We start from the raw sequence: 16,846 nt of genomic DNA, 5'->3' as shown, positions 1-16,846 counted from the left end.
TCAGTACACGCGCCGGGGAGCCCCGACTGCGTCACACATCACATCTATGACTTCGGCGCTGGCGGCGTCGTCGCGGCCCGTAAAGTAGCGGACCTGTTCGACGGCCTGGTACAGCAGCATCTCCAGGCCGGCGACCACTGTTCCGCCGAGGCTTTCCCAGACGGCCGCGATCCTGCTGGGCCAGGGATCGTAGGCAACGTCAAGCAGCACGCCGTTCGTCCTCGCGCCCAGCACGTCGAGTTCGGCGGCCATGCCGTCCGCCGCCCGGGGCGGCAAAGTGGATATTACGACGTCGGCGCCGGCCAATGCGGTGACGGCTTCCGACATGGGACGAACGGCGATCTCCATTGCCAGGCCGCTTGCCGCCGCCCGGGCCTCGGCCGCCCGCCCGGTGTCCCGGACGTAGACGGCAACTGACCGTGCACCGAGTTCCTGTAGCGCAGCTACGGCCGCCGCGGCCGTCCCGCCGCCGCCGAGGACCACCGCAGCAGGCGCCTCGACCGCTCCGGCGTTGCGCAGGGCGTTGACGATGCCCGCGACGTCGGTGTTGTAGCCAACCCGGCGTCCGGACTCCCCCCCGGATTCAAACACGACGGTGTTGATGACGCCGAGCACCTGCGCCACTCCGCGGACCTCATCCACTTCACGGACCATGGCCTTCTTGAGTGGCATGGTCACGGACAGCCCGCGCCATCCCGGTTCGGCCCGGACCGACTCCATGAACGCGGGCAGGGATTCCTCCGTCACGTCGATGGCTGTGTAGCCAATGTCCGCGCCGAGCTTCGCATAAGCGGCCCGGTGCAGCGCCGGTGACTTGGAGTGGCCGATCGGGTGCCCCAGGACAGCGGCACGAAGGCTCATACGCAGCGGCCCTGGTTGGCCTCACACCAAATGTTGTACTGGTCAACATAACGCTGGTGCTCCGCCAGTGTTTTGGAGAACTTTGTCTCCTTGGTGTCCAGGTTGATGGTCACCCAGTACATGTATTCATTCTGGTTCGGCTTGGCCGCAGCATCGATGGCCGTCTTGCCCGGCGAACCGATGGGACCTACGGGCAGTCCCTGGTTCGCATATGTGTTGTACCGATTGGACTTGTCCGCCTTTTCCTCTTCGGTAATGTGGAAGCTTTTCCGGCCCAGGCCGTAGGTGACCGTGGCATCGGACTGGATCAGCCCAGCCGTCTCAGTGTTGTTGGGCTTGAGCCGGTTGTAGATGGCGCCGGCGACGTCCTTGTACTCGGCCTGGCCGCCCTCTGCCTGCACGATGCTCGCGACCGTAACCACGTCATACTGCTTGGCGGCGTCGGTGACGCCTTGCGCCTTCAGCTCGTCGGTGGTGCTCTTCACCAGGGCCGTGAGGATCGCTTTCGGTGTGGTCCCGAGCGGGAACCTGTATTCGCCCGGCGCCAAGTAGCCCTCAAGATTCTTTGCTTCGGCGGGGAGGCCAAACTGCTTGGGCGAATCACTGAGCGCCTCGAGCTGGGCCAAAGGTATCCCTGAGCCTTCGGAGATTGCCTCCAGCGATTCTCCGATCCGGAGTCCGGCGCTCAATGCGAAGTACATGACCTTCGACTCTTCGGTGTTGAGCAGGACCGATACGGCGTCGGCGTTCTTCATTTCCTGCTTGAAGTCGTACTCGCCGGGGGCAAGGGTGCCACCTGCCGCCGTGAGTTCGGAGACGAAGGTCTCGGCGTTGGCTACCACCCTCGCTTCCTCAAGTTTCGCGGCGACCGAGACGGGCCCCTCGCCGGGCAGCACCGCCACCTTCACCTGACCCGTTCCCGGGCCGGGATAGTCGCTGGCCTTGTCGGTACCGAGCAGCGGCTTGAGGAACTGTGCACCTACGACCGCGGCAGTGACGAAAAGCGCGAGGGACAGCAGCAGCGCCACAACACGGCGCCGGTGGCGGACTTTCTTCGAGGGTTTGGACACCGTGGTCACGCTGTCCGCATCGGCCAGCAACTGGTGGCCGACGGCCTCGTGTTCAAGAGCGTCATGGTCCTCGTACGATTCGTGGTGCGCGTCATAATGGTGGTCCTGGTAGCCGGTTTCTGCGGCATCACCGTGGTGCAGGTCTTCGTCTGGGTGGAAGGCTGCTTCGTCGCTGCCGCCTTCCCGGTGAGACGACGGGGTGTCTCCGTGGTGCGTGTGCGGGGTGAACTCATGTGCCTGCGGCGACGGCACCTGAACGGTTGCCGCCTGGACCGATGGTTCCGGGGCAGCGGGCTCCTGGACGGTGGGCGCAACCAGCGGCACGCGCGGCACGGCGACCGTTGCGGGCACAGGCTCAGACTCCGTCACCGGTTCGGGTGCCCGCTGCGGTGCCGGCGCCGGAGCGGCGGCAGGCTGCGCAGGCGCGGCCTGGCCGGGCGACGGGCGGTGTCCGGGCATCTCGGGCGCCGAGTCCTCCCCGGACTCGTAAGCGTGCTCGGGAACGACGTCGTCGGATTCCGCCGTGACGGCTTTCTCCCTGGCACGGATTTCCTTGCGCGTCAGCGCCCGTCCGGCGTCCCTGAAGTTCCTGCCGGAGGAGTCGTCGTTATTGACCGGGCTCACTGTAGCCTTCCATCCTCTGAAGATTGTGTGTCTTGCCCCGGGACGGCCTGCTCAGCGCTGCTTGCTGTGGCGTCTCCGGTCAGCCCCGGCTGGGGAAGCGCGCGTACGCGGCTCCCCACATCCGTTCCCCTGGCTTTTTGCATGTCGATGGCGTGCTGCAAGATTCCCGCAGCCGCAACCTGATCCACCACTTTACGGTGATTTTTGCTGCTCATGCCAGCTTCGTGCAGGTGTCGGTGCGCTGTTACCGTGCTGAGGCGCTCGTCAACGAGGTTAACGGGCACCTCCAGCCCCGTGCGGCCCAGCTCGTCTGCCAGCAGCTGGGCGTACTCCGTGGCCATCCGGGCGGAGGCATGTTCCTCGCCCTTCATGGTCCGCGGCAGGCCCACAAAAATCTGCACGGCGCCCCGCTCGGCCGCCAACGCCGCAATCACGCGGACATCGGAGTTCTTCTTGGGGTTGCGGTCCAGCGTTTTGAACGGCGTAGCCAGGATGGCATCACGGTCACAGATGGCAACGCCTACACGGACGGTGCCCACGTCTACCCCCAGTTTGATGCCCTGGGGGTAGACGTCGGACGCAGCGGATGAGGTCACGGATCTGCTAGCGCCGGGTTACGGCATCTACGACGGCCGCCAGGGCCGGGCCGACCTTCGAGGCGTCGGTGCCGCCGCCCTGGGCGACGTCGTCCTTGCCGCCCCCGCCGCCGCCGAGGATGCCGGCCGCGAGCCGGACCAGCGCTCCGGCTTTGACCCCGGCTGCGCGTGCGGCTTCATTCGTGGCGATCAGGATGACCGGGCGGTCGTTGCTGACTCCGGCCACGGCCACCGTGGAGGCTTCGGACCCGAGGCGGTTCCGAAGGTCCATGGCGAGTCCGCGGAGGTCGTCCGCACCGCTGACCTGGCCGGCGTCGTGTGCGATGACACGAACGCCTGCGGCGTCCTTGGCTGTACCCACAAGCTGTGCGGCCTCGGCGCTGAGCTTCTCCTTGCGGAGCCGATCCAGCTCCTTTTCCGTGGCCTTGAGCTTGGTCAGGGTCGTGGCGATCCTGTCGGCCAGCTGGCCGGACGGGACCTTGAGCATTTCGGTCAGCTCCGTCACCAGGGCTCGCTCGGCGGCGAGGTGGCGGAAAGCGTCCATGCCGACGAATGCCTCGACGCGGCGGTTACCCGATCCCACGGACTGCTCGCCCAGCAGCGACAGGCTGCCGATGAGGGACGTGTTGGAAACGTGCGTGCCGCCGCACAGCTCGCGCGACCACGCGCCGTCGATTTCGACGACACGGACTTCGCTGCCGTAGTTCTCTCCGAACAGGGCCATGGCGCCGAGCGCCTTGGCTTCGGCGAGGGCCATGACCTTGGTGTCCACGCGGAAGTCGTTCCGGATGGCCAGGTTGGACACTTCCTCGATCTCGGAGCGGGTGGCTGCGCTGAGTCCCTCGCCCCAGGCGAAGTCGAAGCGCAGGTACCCGGCCTTGTTATAGGAGCCGCGCTGGGTGGCTTCCGGGCCCAGGATCTGGTGCAGCGCCGCGTGCACGATGTGCGTTCCCGTGTGCGCCTGCTCGGCGGCATGGCGGCGTTCACGGTCCACCGCGGCGCGCACCAGCGCATCGGACGCGATTTCGCCCTCGCGGACGATCGCCTTGTGGACGCTGAGGCCCTTGACCGGCCGCTGGACGTCGAGAACTTCGACGACGAACCCGTCACCGGTGATGAGGCCGGTGTCCGCAGCCTGGCCGCCGGCTTCGGCGTAGAACGGTGTTTCGGCGAGGACCAGTTCGATCTCGTCGCCCGTGGCCGCCTGGGAAACCTTGCGGCCGTAGCTGAGGATCCCGCGGACACGGGACTCGCCGTCGAGCTCGGTGTAACCGGTGAAGACGGTCTCCCCCTCCGACAGCAGCTCCTGGAAGGCGCTAAGATCCGCGTGAGCGCCCTTCTTGCCCTTGGCGTCGGCCTGGGCGCGCTTGCGCTGCTCCAGCATGAGCTTGCGGAACTCCGGCTCGTCGACCTTCAGCCCGGCTTCTTCGGCCATCTCCAGCGTGAGGTCGATCGGGAAACCGTACGTGTCGTGCAGGGCAAACGCGTCGGCGCCGGACAGCGGCCGGCCTGCGGCCTTGGACTCGTTGACGGCATCTTCGAGGCGGGCCGTGCCGGAGGCAATGGTCCGGAGGAATGCCTTCTCTTCCGCGTAGGCGATCCGGCTGATGCGGTCGAAGTCCGTCTCCACGATCGGGTACACGCCCTTCATGGCGTCGCGGGAGGCGGGCAGGAGGTCCGGCAGGCAGGCCTTTTCGACGCCGAGCAGGCGCATCGAGCGGACGGCGCGGCGGATCAGGCGGCGCAGCACGTAGCCGCGGCCCTCGTTGGACGGAGTGACACCGTCGGCGATGAGCATCAGCGCCGAGCGGATGTGGTCTCCCACCACGCGCATCCGGACGTCGTCCGTGTGGTGGGGATCGTCGGCCGTTTCCGCCGACGTGTATTCCTTGCCGGAGAGCTCGGCCGCTTTGTCGATGACCGGGCGGACCTGGTCGGTCTCGTACATGTTCTCGACACCCTGCAGGATCATGGCGAGGCGCTCCATGCCCAGGCCGGTGTCGATGTTCTTTTTGGGCAGTTCGCCCACGATGTCGAAGTCGTCCTTGGAGCGGACGTTGTTGATCTGGTACTGCATGAACACCAGGTTCCAGATTTCGACGTACCGGTTTTCGTCGGCGATGGGGCCGCCTTCCACGCCGTACGCGGGACCACGGTCGTAGTAAATCTCCGAGCACGGGCCGGCCGGTCCGGGCTGGCCGGTGTGCCAGTAGTTGTCGGCTTTGCCCATGCGCTGGATCCGGCTGGCGGGGACGCCGGTGTTCTTGAGCCAGAGGTCCTTGGCTTCGTCGTCCTCTTCGTAGACAGTCACCCACAGCAGTTCCGGCGGAAGGCCGTAACCGCCGTCCTCAACGCTGGTGGTGAGCAGTTCCCAGGCGAACTTGATGGCGTCTTCCTTGAAGTAATCGCCAAAGGAAAAGTTGCCGCACATCTGGAAGAAGGTGCCGTGGCGGGCAGTCTTGCCCACTTCCTCGATGTCGCCGGTGCGGATGCACTTCTGCACGCTGGTGGCCCGGTTGTAGGGCGGCTCCTCCCGCGCGGTCAGGTACGGAATGAACGGCACCATTCCGGCAACCGTGAACAGCAGGGACGGGTCACTGGAGACCAGGGAGGCGGAGGGCACGGCGGTGTGGCCCTTGCTGACGAAAAAGTCGATCCAGCGCTTGGTGATCTCCTGCGACTTCATGAGCTGATTACTTACCCTTCTTGGTTCACGCGTTCTGCCGCGTGACAGTTGATTCAGGTGGCTGTTCCGGAAATGACGGTTGCTGCCTGTTTAATTCTCCCGCAGCGGGCGGCTATCGCCGTACAACGTCCTGGGATTCGACGCCGAGCGCGGTGCGGAGGTCGGTCTCCCGCTCGTGCATCCCGGCCCGGACGGCGTCCGCGAAGTCGTAGACGCCGTCGGCCAGTCGGCCCACGGCGCGGTTCAGGCCCTCCGGCCCCAGGTTCGCCTGGGCCTCGGTGATTTTGCGGAAGGCGATGACTCCGATAGCCACGCCGATTCCCATCCAGACAAGTCGTTTCATTTTAAGTTCTCCGGGTGGGGGCTAGCGGCTGCGACGGCCGGCTGCGGGCTTCTTGCGTGCGGCGAAGGCGGTGCGAACGCCGTAGCTGAAGGCGGCCACCTTGATCAGCGGCGAGCCCACAGTGGCGGCAACCAGGGAGGAAAGCGCCGAGATGTTCGCGGAGGCGTCCGAAACGTTGGAAGCGATGCCGTCCACCTTCTTCAGCTGCTGGTTGGTGGTGGATACGGTCGCCGTGACTTCGTCCATGAGTGGGGTCGCACCGTCGCTGATGGAGCGGATCGAGGTCCGCACCTCATCAAATACCCGCCCCAGCTTCAGGATCGGGACAGCAAGCAACAGGACCAGGAGCGCAAATACTCCGGCCGCGATCAGGCCGGCAATATCGCCACCAGACATAGACGTTCATCTCCTTGAAACTCCGTGGAACGGTACATGGTCCTCGGCGGCAGTGTGCGCCAGCCGCGGATGTCCCCCAAGTACCTTACATACAAAGAAGCCCGCGGCGCTTGCCACGGGCTTCCTTGGGTACGCTGCCGGAAATTTAGCGTGCGTAGAATTCGACGACGAGCTGCTCTTCGCAGGTCACGGGGACCTCGGAGCGCTTCGGGCGACGGACCAGGCGTGCCTGCAGGGCGTCGAGCTTGACGTCCAGGTAGGCCGGAACCTGGGGCAGGACGTCGCGGTGCGCGCCGGCTGCTGCAACCTGGAACGGAGGCATGGTTTCGCTGCGGCTGTGAACGTGGACCAGCTGGCCCTCGCCGACGCGGAAGGACGGGCGGTCGACGCGGATGCCGTCAACCAGGATGTGGCGGTGCACAACCAGCTGGCGGGCCTGGGCGATGGTGCGGGCGAAGCCGGCACGCAGCACGAGGGCGTCGAGACGCATTTCGAGCAGTTCGATCAGGTTTTCACCGGTCAGGCCCTTGGTGCGGCGTGCTTCTTCGAAGGCACGGGTCATCTGGGCTTCGCGGATGCCGTACTGGGCGCGCAGACGCTGCTTTTCGCGCAGACGTACGGCGTAGTCGGAGTCCTGCTTCTTGCGGGCACGGCCATGCTCACCGGGGCCGTACGGGCGGCGCTCCATGTACTTGGCGGCCTTGGGGGTCAGAGCGATGCCGAGTGCACGCGAGAGGCGTGCGGTACGGCGAGCACGAGTGTTGTTAGCCACTTGTGTCCTTCCAATTACTGCGGTGTGTCAGTGTTACTGGCCTCCACGATGGAGAGCATCGGCCAACCGCTGCCTTTTGCTACTGGGCACAGGCATAACCTCATCAAACGTGAATTTGGTGGATTTTGCGTCCGCGCCTTGCCAGACAAACATCAATCTTAGCATGATGCTCACTTGCCCCGGACGATCTTCCGGAGGCGTTCAAGCCGGACGGCGATGTCCCGCTCAGCCCCGTTGCCGGTGGGCTCGTAGTAGTCGCGGCCCACGAGGTCATCCGGCGGGTACTGCTGGCGGGCCACGGAGTGCGGGGCGTCGTGGGCGTACTTGTACCCCTGCCCGTGGCCCAGCTGCTTCGATCCGGGGTAGTGCGCGTCCCGCAGGTGCGCGGGGATTCCGTTGCCCAGGCCTGCCCGGACGTCCGCAATGGCCTTGTTCAGGCCCATGTAGGCGGCGTTCGACTTCGGCGCCGTGGCGAGGTGGACCACGGCCTCGGCCAAGACGATCCTGCCTTCCGGCATGCCGATCAGCTGGACCGCCTGTGCGGCCGCCACGGCGGTCTGCAGCGCGGTGGGGTCGGCCATGCCCACGTCCTCCGCCGCGGAAATCACGATGCGGCGGGCCACGAAGCGCGGGTCCTCCCCCGCCTCCAGCATCCGTGCGAGGTAGTGCAGCGCCGCATCCACGTCGGAACCCCGGATGGACTTGATGAAGGCACTCGCGACGTCATAGTGCTGGTCGCCGGCGCGGTCGTACCGGACCGCGGCGACGTCCAGCGCCCGCTCGGTGTGGCGGAGCTCAACGGTGACCGGCTCTTCAGGCGCCGGGGCGGCGGCGGAAGTGTCGCCGTCGGCGTTGGCGGCAGGCTCGGCGTCGGCAGTTCCGCCGCCCGGCGAAGGGGCGACGTCGTCCGCGTCGCCGAACGCCACGCCGGCAGCAGCCTCCAGCGCGGTCAGGGCGCGCCGGGCGTCCCCGCCGGACAGCCTGACCAGGTGGGCCAGGGCGTCTGCACTGAGCCGGACCTTGCCGTTCAGCCCCCGGGCGTCCTCAACGGCGCGCTCGAGCAGGCCCTCAATGTCGGCGTCGGTCAGCGGCTTGAGCGTGAGGAGGAGCGAGCGGGAGAGCAGCGGGGAGACCACGGAGAAGGACGGGTTCTCGGTGGTTGCTGCCACGAGTACCACCCAGCGGTTTTCGACGCCGGGCAGCAGCGCATCCTGCTGCGCTTTGTTGAAGCGGTGGATCTCGTCGAGGAACAGGACCGTGGTGGTTTTGTAGAGGTCGCGGGCGGTCAGGGCCTCGTCCATGACCCGGCGCACGTCCTTGACGCCGGCCGTGATGGCGGACAGTTCCACGAACTTGCGCCCTGGCCCCCGCGCGATCACATGCGCCAGCGTTGTTTTGCCGGTGCCCGGCGGACCCCAGAGGATGAGCGAGCTTGGACCGGCCGGTCCAACGGCATCGGTACCGGCGGCCAGCTGGCGAAGCGGCGAGCCCTGCCCCAGCAGGTGCTGCTGGCCCACCACGTCATCCAGGGTGCGCGGCCGCATCCGGACAGCCAGCGGACTGCGCGGCGAGGCCGTTCGCCCGCCAAGCGGACCACCACCCGGGAGGCCCGACGGTGAGGCGTCGCCGTCGCCCTCGTCTTCGTTGTCCGGCCCCGGGCCGAAGAGATCATCCACATAGATAGGCTACTCATAGATTCATCGGGCAAAGTCCGGTCACGGGAGCAAGGAAGTCGGCAGTGTCACACAGCGGCGAATCAGTGGGACGTCCTGCCGTAGCCTCCCGGACCGCATTCATCTCCGGCGCACGGCTGGCCGGCTGGGTGGATCGCTTCGGTGCCAGCCACGGGGACCTTGAGATTGCGGACCACGACGACGGCGTGCGGCTGCTTGCGGCCGACGGCGCCAGCGCGTTGCTCCAGGCGCCGTGGCCGGACGACGGCCGGCCCGGACGGGGCGCCGATCTGGTGGCCCGGCTGGCCTCCCTCGCGTCGCAACCCCGGAGGATCGGCCTGGTCCTCATTCGGAGGGGCGGATACGGGGTGGCCGTGGCGAGTGAGGGCAGGCTCCTGGCCGCCAAGACCGGATCGAAGTACGTGCAGTCGCGCACCGCAGCCGGCGGCCAGTCCCAGCAGCGGTACGCGCGGCGCCGCGCCAACCAGGCGGACGCGATGGTGGAGGCCGTTGCTGACCAGGCACGGCAGGTGTTTGCCGGGCAGGTCATCGAGTACATCGTTCCCGGCGGCGACAGGGGCATGGCCGAGCTGGTCCTCGACGAGCCGGCGCTCAAGGCCTACGCCAAGGTGCAGCGGCTGGCCTACCTCGACGTCCCCGATCCCCGTGCGGCTGTGCTGAAGAAAGCAGCCGCGGACGCCTGTGCCGTGCGGATCCAGGTGACCGACCCGCCGTCGTGATTTCCCGCCGGGCCCCCGGCGTTTAGACGGGTGGCGCCGTTTCGACGGGTTCCCTCCCGGTTCGATGCGGCGCAGCATCGAGTGCGCTGGGAACCGTCGAAACGGCGGAGTAGGGCCCCATCACGACCCCCCCGACCTCAGAACGTGTGGTTCGATAGAACCTAGGCGGGCATCTTTCTTGGGCAGCGCGCGCCCTTGACAGCCAGTCCAGTCCTTAGGAATATCAAAGGTGCCGGTACGCCTGGCTGTCTCCCGGGAGGCGACCTGCGGTCCGGCTTCTCGAAGGGTTTATCGGATGAAGTCAGCACTCCCTCGTCTCAGATCCTTCCAGTGTGTGGCCACAGCCGCCGCAGCCCTTCTGGCGGTCTCTGTCGCAGGTTGCACCAGTGAGGCCGCGTCCCCTGCCGGTGGTGTTCAGATCGCTGCTGTTGGTGACATGAACGGCGAAAGGAACTTTGCGCCTGATAGCCCGTCCGGTCGGAACGGTGCGGCGATTACCCGGCTCGTAAAGAACAACGAGATTGACGCGTTCCTAGGGCTCGGGGACTTCCAGTACGACACCGCGTACTGCGCTGACTATGTGAAGTACTGGACGCCGCTGTGGGGCGGCACGAAGCCCAAGTTGTACTGGGTGTCCGCCCCCAACCACGACTGGAAACCCGGCCGCAACGAAGACCTCGACAACTTCATGAATGGCCAGTGCCCGGGTTCTACGGCGAAGGCCGCGATCAACCAGCAGCGTGGGTTCATCGGGAACGGGAAACCGTACTCGAAGGACTTCGGGAACTGGCACTTCGCGTTCCTGTCGTCTGCGCACTGGCGGTACGACTCCACGCAGGCTGAGGAGTTGACGAAGTGGCTGGACGACGACCTCGCGGCAGCCAGGGCGGCGGGTAAGCACCTGGCAGTCGTGCACCACGAACCGTACTTCACGTCGAACACGGACGAACACGGACGGGCCGCTGAGCACAAGCCCTGGATCGACGTGATGTGGAAGCACCGGGTCCGTCTGACCCTGTCAGGGTCACAGCACAACTACGAACGGTCATGTCCGGTGAACAACGATGACCAGTGCGTCGATGACGGGATGACAGCGTTCCAGGTTTCCACGGGAGGCATCCGTCTGCGCGACTTCACGAGCAGTCCGTCGTACATCGCGAAGCGATTCAGCGACACTCACGGGTTCCTTCGGCTGACACTCCGGGACAACGGGTCTTTCGACTGGAAGTTCGTTCCAACGTCCGGGTCGGGCACGGACGCAGGTACGCGTTCCGCACCGCAGTAAAGGCAGGCGGATTGTCTGCGGACGCCAACGGCTCCCCGGGATTCCAGGGAGCCGTTGTTACTGCACGTTCCGTTGATACGGATGTGCTGTTAATGCCGCGGGTGCAGCCGCTTATTTGTCTTCGGGCTTCATCGCTTCAGGCTTCTTGGCCTCGGGCTTGAAGTCGACGCCGGCCTCCTTGCGCTGCTGGGCGGTGATGGGCGCAGGAGCGTCCGTGAGGGGGTCGTGACCGCCGCCGGACTTCGGGAAGGCGATGACGTCGCGGATGGAATCCACTCCGGCGAGCAGCGCTACGACACGGTCCCAGCCGAAGGCGATGCCGCCGTGCGGCGGAGCCCCGTACTTGAAGCCCTCCAGCAGGAAGCCGAACTTGGTCTGCGCGTCCGCCTTGTCGAGGCCCATGAGCTCAAAGACACGCTCCTGGACGTCCCGCTCATGGATACGGATGGATCCGCCGCCGATTTCGTTGCCGTTGCAGACGATGTCGTACGCGTAGGACAGCGCCGATTCAGGATCCTTGTCGAACGAGTCCATGAACTCGGGTTTCGGCGAGGTGAACGCGTGGTGGACGGCAGTCCACTGGCCAGCACCCACGGCCACGTCACCGGAGGCGACAGCGGCGGCAGCCGGTTCAAACATGGGGGCGTCCACCACCCAGCAGAAGGCCCAGGCAGTGGGATCAATCAGGCCGGTGCGGTGGCCGATCTCAACCCGGGCGGCGCCGAGCAGTGCTCGGGACGGAGTCTTCTCGCCGGCGGCGAAGAAGATGCAGTCGCCGGGCTTGGCGCCAACGGCGTCGGCCAGGCCGGCGCGTTCTGTCTCGGTCAGGTTCTTGGCCACGGGGCCGGCGAGCTCGCCGTCTTCCTTGTACAGGACGTAGGCCAGGCCCTTGGCGCCGCGCTGCTTGGCCCATTCCTGCCAGGCATCCAGGGCGCGTCGTGCCTGGGAGGCTCCGCCCGGCATGACCACGGCACCCACGTAGGGCGCCTTGAAGACGCCGAAGTTGGTGTCCTTGAAGAACTCCGTCAGCTCAGTGAGTTCCTGGCCGAACCGCAGGTCGGGCTTGTCGGAGCCGTACCGGGCCATGGCATCCGCGTAGGTGATGCGCTGGATGGGCGTGGGGATCTCGACGTCGATCAGCTTCCACAGCGCTTTAACGATGTTTTCGCCCAGCGAGATGATGTCATCCTGGTCAACGAAGCTGGCCTCGATGTCCAACTGGGTGAACTCCGGCTGGCGGTCCGCGCGGAAGTCCTCGTCCCGGTAGCAGCGGGCAATCTGGTAATACTTTTCAAAGCCGCCCACCTGCAGCAGCTGCTTGAAAAGCTGCGGCGACTGCGGCAGCGCATACCAGGATCCGGGGGCGAGGCGGGCCGGGACCACGAAGTCGCGGGCGCCTTCCGGCGTCGAACGCGTCAGCGTGGGAGTCTCGATCTCGACGAAGCCGTCCTGGTGCAGCAGTTCCCGTGCCACACGGTTGGCCTCGGAGCGGAGGCGGAGGTTGCGGCTAGGGCCGGGGCGGCGCAGGTCAAGGTAGCGGTGCTTGAGCCGAGCTTCCTCGCCGACCTCAACGTGCTCGTCAATCTGGAACGGCAGTGCGTCCGCGGTGTTGAGGATGACCACCTTGTCCGCCATGACCTCGATCTCGCCGGTGGCCAGCGCCGGGTTTTCGTTGCCCTCGGGGCGCTTGGAAACCGTGCCGGTAACCTGCAGCACATACTCGTTGCGCAGCCCGTGAAAAACCTCTTCTTCCCGGACCACGATCTGAGCAACGCCTGAGGCGTCACGCAGATCGACGAATGCGACACCACCGTGATCACGACGGCGGCCAACCCAGCCAGCCAGGGTTACGGTTTGTCCAATGTGCTCGGAACGGAGGGATCCGAGGTCATGTGTGCGCAGCACAGCATTCCTTTCAGAAGGAAAACGAAATGAAGTTCAATAGGATCGTTGCGGAACGATCCCGTCCGAGTTTACCCGCTGGAAAGGTTCACAACCCGCCATGACCAGGCACCAGAAGCTCCAGCGAAGGCTGGGTGTGTTCGACGCAACATCCATCGGACTCGGATCGATGCTGGGCGCCGGCGTCTTCGTGGTTTTCGGTCCGGCTGCCGGCCTGGCCGGACATCTGCTCCTCGCATCCATTGTGATTGCCGGCGCGGTGGCATACTGCAACGCCGTGGCCTCGGCCCAGCTCGCGGCCATGTACCCGGAGAGCGGCGGCACGTACATCTACGGGCGCCGGCAGCTGGGCGAATGGCGCGGATTCCTGGCAGGCTGGGGTTTCGTGACCGGCAAGACGGCCTCGTGCGCCGCCATGGCCCTGACCTTCGGGCAGTATGTGGCGCCGGACTACGCCACCCCGGTGGCCCTCGCGGCCGTGGCGGTGCTGACCGGCGTGAACCTGATGGGCATCACCCGGACGGCGTTCCTGACCCGCATTCTGCTGGGCGTCGTCCTAGCCACTCTGGCGTTTGTGGCCGCGGCCAGTGTCCTCGGTCCGCACCCTGCCGGCAGCGGGACGGGCGAATCCGTGGGCAGCGCATGGGGCGTCCTGCCGGCCGCGGGCCTGGTGTTCTTCGCTTTCGCCGGCTATGCACGGATCGCGACCCTCGGCGAGGAAGTGAAGGACCCGGCCCGGGTTATCCCGCGTGCCATCCTCGGGGCACTGGGTGGCGCCTTCGCCATCTACTTGCTGCTGGGCGCGCTGCTGCTGGCCCATCTGCCGGTTCAGTCGCTCGCCGCATCAGCGGCACCATTGCTCGACGCCGTATCCCAGTCCCGCTTGTCCGGCTGGGCGCCGCTCGTGCAGGCAGGGGCCGCCGCCGCCTCCCTGGGCGCACTGCTGGCGCTCATCACCGGAGTGGGCCGCACCGCGATGGCCATGGCCCGCGAACGGGACCTTCCCGGACCGCTGGCGCGCGTGGGCGGACGCCATCCGGTGCCGTTCGTCGCCGAACTCGCGGTGGCCGCCGTCGTGATTCTGCTGCTGCTGACCAGCGACGTCGTCACGGTGGTGGGATTCTCCAGCTTCGGCGTGCTGCTGTATTACGCCGTGACCAACGCAGCGGCCTACACGCTCAAGGACCGCCCCCGGCATGCGCCAAGGTGGCTCAATGCCGCGGGACTCGCCGGCTGCCTCCTGCTCGCGTTCACCCTGCCGCCGGCTTCGGTCCTGACCATGGCGGCCGTGCTCGCCGCCGGGATGGGCGGACGGGCACTGGCCCTCCGGCTGCGCCGGCGCTAAGCCGCCGCTCCGTGGAGCGATATCTCCGGACGTCACCCGTGGTGTGGCCACTCGAGGCGGTTACTCCGGTGAGACGCCGGTGACCTGGACGTGGAGGTCCTCGTCCGACGGCGTCCAGGTGGCCGGATCCGCGTCGGTCTGCACGCCGGAGCGGATGTCCTTCACCTGGTGCTTGCCGTCGTCGTCGGTGAACCAGACGAAGGGGATCCCCCGGCGGTCGGCGAACTTGATCTGCTTTCCGAACTTTTCGGCCTTGGCGGCGACTTCCGTGGCGATGCCGCGGCTGCGCAGCTGGGTGGCGACATCCTGCGCCTCTCCCCACGTGTCGTCGGCGTTCAGCGCGACGAGCACGGCGGTGGGCACGGAGCGGGACGCCTTCGCGAGATCCTGGCTGAGGATCCGGGAGACGAGCCGGGTCACGCCGATGGACAGCCCGACGCCGGGGAACTTGCGGTTGCCCTTGCTCGCCAGCGCGTCATACCGGCCGCCGGAGCAGATCGAGCCCAACTGCTCGTGGCCTACCAGCACCGTTTCCACGACCGTTCCGGTGTAGTAGTCCAGCCCGCGGGCAATGCTCAGGTCAGCGATCACCTTGCCCGGGGCGCGCTTCACGGCGGCCTCGATGACCTGCTCGAGTTCGTCCAGGCCCTCTTCGAGGAGCTCGTTGCTCACGCCGAGGGAACGGACCTGCGCCACGAAGGAGGTGTCCTCGGTCCGGATGCCCGCGAGCTTCAGTGCTGCCTGTGCCTGTTCGTCTGTGGCGCCCAGCTCGGTCCTGAGCAGCTCGGCCACCTTGCCGGGGCCGATTTTCTCCAGTTTGTCGATGCTGCGGAGCACGCCCGCGGTATCGTCCAGGCCGATGCCGCGGTAGAAGCCCTCCGCGAGCTTCCTGTTGTTGATGCGGAGCCGGAAATCCGGGATCGGCAGGGCGCCCAGCGCCTCGGCGATGACCAGGGCGATTTCCACGTCGTAGCGGAACGGAAGGTCGCCGTCGCCCACCACATCGATGTCCGCCTGCGTGAATTCGCGGGCGCGGCCCTCCTGCGGGCGTTCGCCGCGCCAGACCTTCTGGATCTGGTAGCGGCGGAACGGGAACGCAAGGTAGCCGGCGTTTTCCACGACGTACCGGGCAAACGGCACGGTGAGGTCGAAGTGCAGGGCCAGGGCGTGCGGATCGTGCTTGCCCTTCGCTTCCTCTCCCTCGTCGTCCTGGAGCCGGCTCAGCCCGTAGACCTCTTTATCGATCTCGCCCTTGCGCAGCAGCTGGCCGACCGTTTCCACGGCGCGGGTTTCGATCGACGAGAAGCCGTGCAGTTCAAAGGTACGCCGCAGGGAGTCCAGGACATGCTGCTCCACCAGCCGCTCCTCGGGAAGCCACTCGGGGAATCCGGACAGGGAGGCTGTGCGTGCCATGGTGGAGTTTCTCCTCAGGTAACCGAAGGCTGGAGTCCGCTGCGCAGTAATCCGCGCCGCCATGTGGTTCAAAAAGAAGCGGCAAGGGCGGGAGTCCAGCCTGTCATGCATAAACTATGTGCGGCAGTCAGTTTATGCTTTCGGCGCCTGCATCTCTAATGCGGGGCCGGGACGTACGGCTGCCGCACTGCAGCTGCAGCCGGGGATGCCTTCAGGGCGGATCAGGCGGGCAGCCCGATCAACGAGGAGGACCTGTGGCGGCCAGTCCACGTGAGACGCGTGAAGCCAGAAGGCGCATCCAGCAAATGGAAGCCAAACGCGAGCTTCGCCGCGACCAGGAGAAGCGCCGCAAGCGGGACAACCTGTTCGCGGGAGGCGCCGGAGCGGCAGCGGTGATCCTCGCCGTCGTGCTTCAGTTGGCAGTTTTCTCCGGAAACCCGACAGAGGAAGAGTTTGCAGCGGCAGAAGCCGAACTTAACTCCCCCTCCCCCTCCCCCTCGGCGCCGGCCTCGCCATCGGCCGCCGCCACCACCAACGCCCCCAATATTCCCAAGCCGGAAGCGGCCGCGGGCAAGGTCTTCACTGGCGAGCTGAAACTGAACCGCGGAACGGTGGGCGTGCAGCTGGACGGCACCAAGGCGCCGCAAGCCGCAGCCGTCTTTAAGTCGCTTGCCGACTCGGGTTACTACCAGGGCGTCAGCTGCCACCGGCTCACCACTGCCGACAACTTCGGCGTGCTGCAGTGCGGCTCCAAGACGGGAGACGGCCAAGGCGATCCCGCCTACACCTGGGGTCCGCTTGAAAATACACCGGCGGACAACAAATATCCTGCCGGCACCATTGCGGTGGCGCGCACCGGCGGAAACGCCTACGGCAACGGCACGCAGTTCTTCGTCGTATACAAGGACACGGTCATCCCCGCCGACGCCGCGGGTGGCTACACCGTGGTGGGCAAGGTGACCTCCGGCCTGGACACCGTGACAAAGATTGCGGCTGCAGGTCTTAAGTCGGGCGGAAGTGACACCGACGGCGCTCCTGTGGAACCAGTCACGATAGACTCGTTCTCTCTGAAGTAATAAGCCCGTGTCCCAAGCGGCCACGGGTGCATTACGAGAGTATTTTCCTCCAAGCGAAAGACTT

At 66.4% G+C, this 16,846-nt stretch carries 14 protein-coding genes; 4 read left to right on the top strand and 10 right to left on the bottom strand.

Annotated features, from left to right (window positions below; genetic code table 11):
- The 8 genes from CXQ90_RS08355 to CXQ90_RS08320 form a co-directional block, all read right to left on the bottom strand.
- Complete coding sequence (locus CXQ90_RS08355; RefSeq protein WP_104138400.1) at window positions 1-861, bottom strand: shikimate dehydrogenase; 861 nt, start codon at window positions 859-861, stop codon at window positions 1-3.
- Window positions 858-2,555, bottom strand: a complete 1,698-nt coding sequence (gene mltG, locus CXQ90_RS08350) for an endolytic transglycosylase MltG (RefSeq protein WP_104138399.1) — start codon at window positions 2,553-2,555, stop codon at window positions 858-860. The genes CXQ90_RS08355 and mltG overlap by 4 nt, the downstream gene beginning before the upstream one ends.
- Entirely contained in the window at window positions 2,552-3,151 is a 600-nt protein-coding gene (gene ruvX / locus CXQ90_RS08345) for a Holliday junction resolvase RuvX (RefSeq protein WP_104138398.1), read from the bottom strand. Before ruvX ends, mltG begins: the two co-directional genes overlap by 4 nt.
- Before the next feature lie 7 nt (window positions 3,152-3,158).
- Window positions 3,159-5,837: an alanine--tRNA ligase gene (gene alaS, locus CXQ90_RS08340; protein WP_104138397.1), complete on the bottom strand. Its 2,679-nt coding sequence runs from the start codon at window positions 5,835-5,837 to the stop codon at window positions 3,159-3,161.
- Window positions 5,838-5,949: 112 nt separating this feature from the next.
- Window positions 5,950-6,180: a DUF6167 family protein gene (locus tag CXQ90_RS08335; protein WP_181038489.1), complete on the bottom strand. Its 231-nt coding sequence runs from the start codon at window positions 6,178-6,180 to the stop codon at window positions 5,950-5,952.
- Window positions 6,181-6,201: 21 nt separating this feature from the next.
- Window positions 6,202-6,576, bottom strand: coding sequence for a DUF948 domain-containing protein (locus tag CXQ90_RS08330; RefSeq protein WP_104138394.1), 375 nt, complete (start codon window positions 6,574-6,576; stop codon window positions 6,202-6,204).
- Between the two features lie 145 nt (window positions 6,577-6,721).
- On the bottom strand, window positions 6,722-7,348 hold the full coding sequence (rpsD, locus tag CXQ90_RS08325) for a 30S ribosomal protein S4 (RefSeq protein ID WP_011692125.1): 627 nt from the start codon (window positions 7,346-7,348) through the stop codon (window positions 6,722-6,724).
- A gap of 170 nt (window positions 7,349-7,518) precedes the next feature.
- Window positions 7,519-9,024, bottom strand: coding sequence for a replication-associated recombination protein A (locus CXQ90_RS08320; protein ID WP_104138392.1), 1,506 nt, complete (start codon window positions 9,022-9,024; stop codon window positions 7,519-7,521).
- Between the two features lie 62 nt (window positions 9,025-9,086).
- Between CXQ90_RS08320 and CXQ90_RS08315 the strand changes: the two genes are divergently transcribed.
- Together CXQ90_RS08315 and CXQ90_RS08310 are read left to right on the top strand one after the other, a co-directional pair.
- On the top strand, window positions 9,087-9,761 hold the full coding sequence (locus CXQ90_RS08315) for an acVLRF1 family peptidyl-tRNA hydrolase (RefSeq protein ID WP_104138391.1): 675 nt from the start codon (window positions 9,087-9,089) through the stop codon (window positions 9,759-9,761).
- A gap of 436 nt (window positions 9,762-10,197) precedes the next feature.
- Window positions 10,198-11,046 carry a hypothetical protein gene (locus tag CXQ90_RS08310; protein WP_258064423.1) on the top strand — a complete coding sequence of 283 codons (849 nt, stop codon included), beginning with the start codon at window positions 10,198-10,200 and terminating at the stop codon, window positions 11,044-11,046.
- 111 nt (window positions 11,047-11,157) lie between these two features.
- Here the strand turns inward: CXQ90_RS08310 and aspS are convergent, their stop codons facing one another.
- Window positions 11,158-12,951 carry an aspartate--tRNA ligase gene (gene aspS / locus CXQ90_RS08305; RefSeq protein ID WP_104138388.1) on the bottom strand — a complete coding sequence of 598 codons (1,794 nt, stop codon included), beginning with the start codon at window positions 12,949-12,951 and terminating at the stop codon, window positions 11,158-11,160.
- A gap of 97 nt (window positions 12,952-13,048) precedes the next feature.
- Here aspS and CXQ90_RS08300 point away from each other — a divergent pair, with 97 nt between their 5' ends.
- Entirely contained in the window at window positions 13,049-14,293 is a 1,245-nt protein-coding gene (locus CXQ90_RS08300; protein ID WP_104138386.1) for an APC family permease, read from the top strand.
- A gap of 60 nt (window positions 14,294-14,353) precedes the next feature.
- Here the strand turns inward: CXQ90_RS08300 and hisS are convergent, their stop codons facing one another.
- The gene (gene hisS / locus CXQ90_RS08295) at window positions 14,354-15,706 is read right to left on the bottom strand and encodes a histidine--tRNA ligase (RefSeq protein WP_104138385.1); all 1,353 of its coding nucleotides are present in this window, start codon (window positions 15,704-15,706) and stop codon (window positions 14,354-14,356) included.
- A gap of 254 nt (window positions 15,707-15,960) precedes the next feature.
- Here hisS and CXQ90_RS08290 point away from each other — a divergent pair, with 254 nt between their 5' ends.
- A complete protein-coding gene (locus tag CXQ90_RS08290; protein ID WP_104138383.1) occupies window positions 15,961-16,782 on the top strand; it encodes a peptidylprolyl isomerase in 822 nt (273 codons plus the stop codon).
- Window positions 16,783-16,846: the final 64 nt, after the last annotated feature.

The organism is Arthrobacter sp. ZGTC131 (genome assembly GCF_002929275.1).
In the GTDB taxonomy this organism is placed as follows: Bacteria; Actinomycetota; Actinomycetes; order Actinomycetales; family Micrococcaceae; genus Arthrobacter.
Note: the sequence above shows the minus strand (reverse complement) of the source record. Positions and strands in the feature narration are given on the sequence as shown.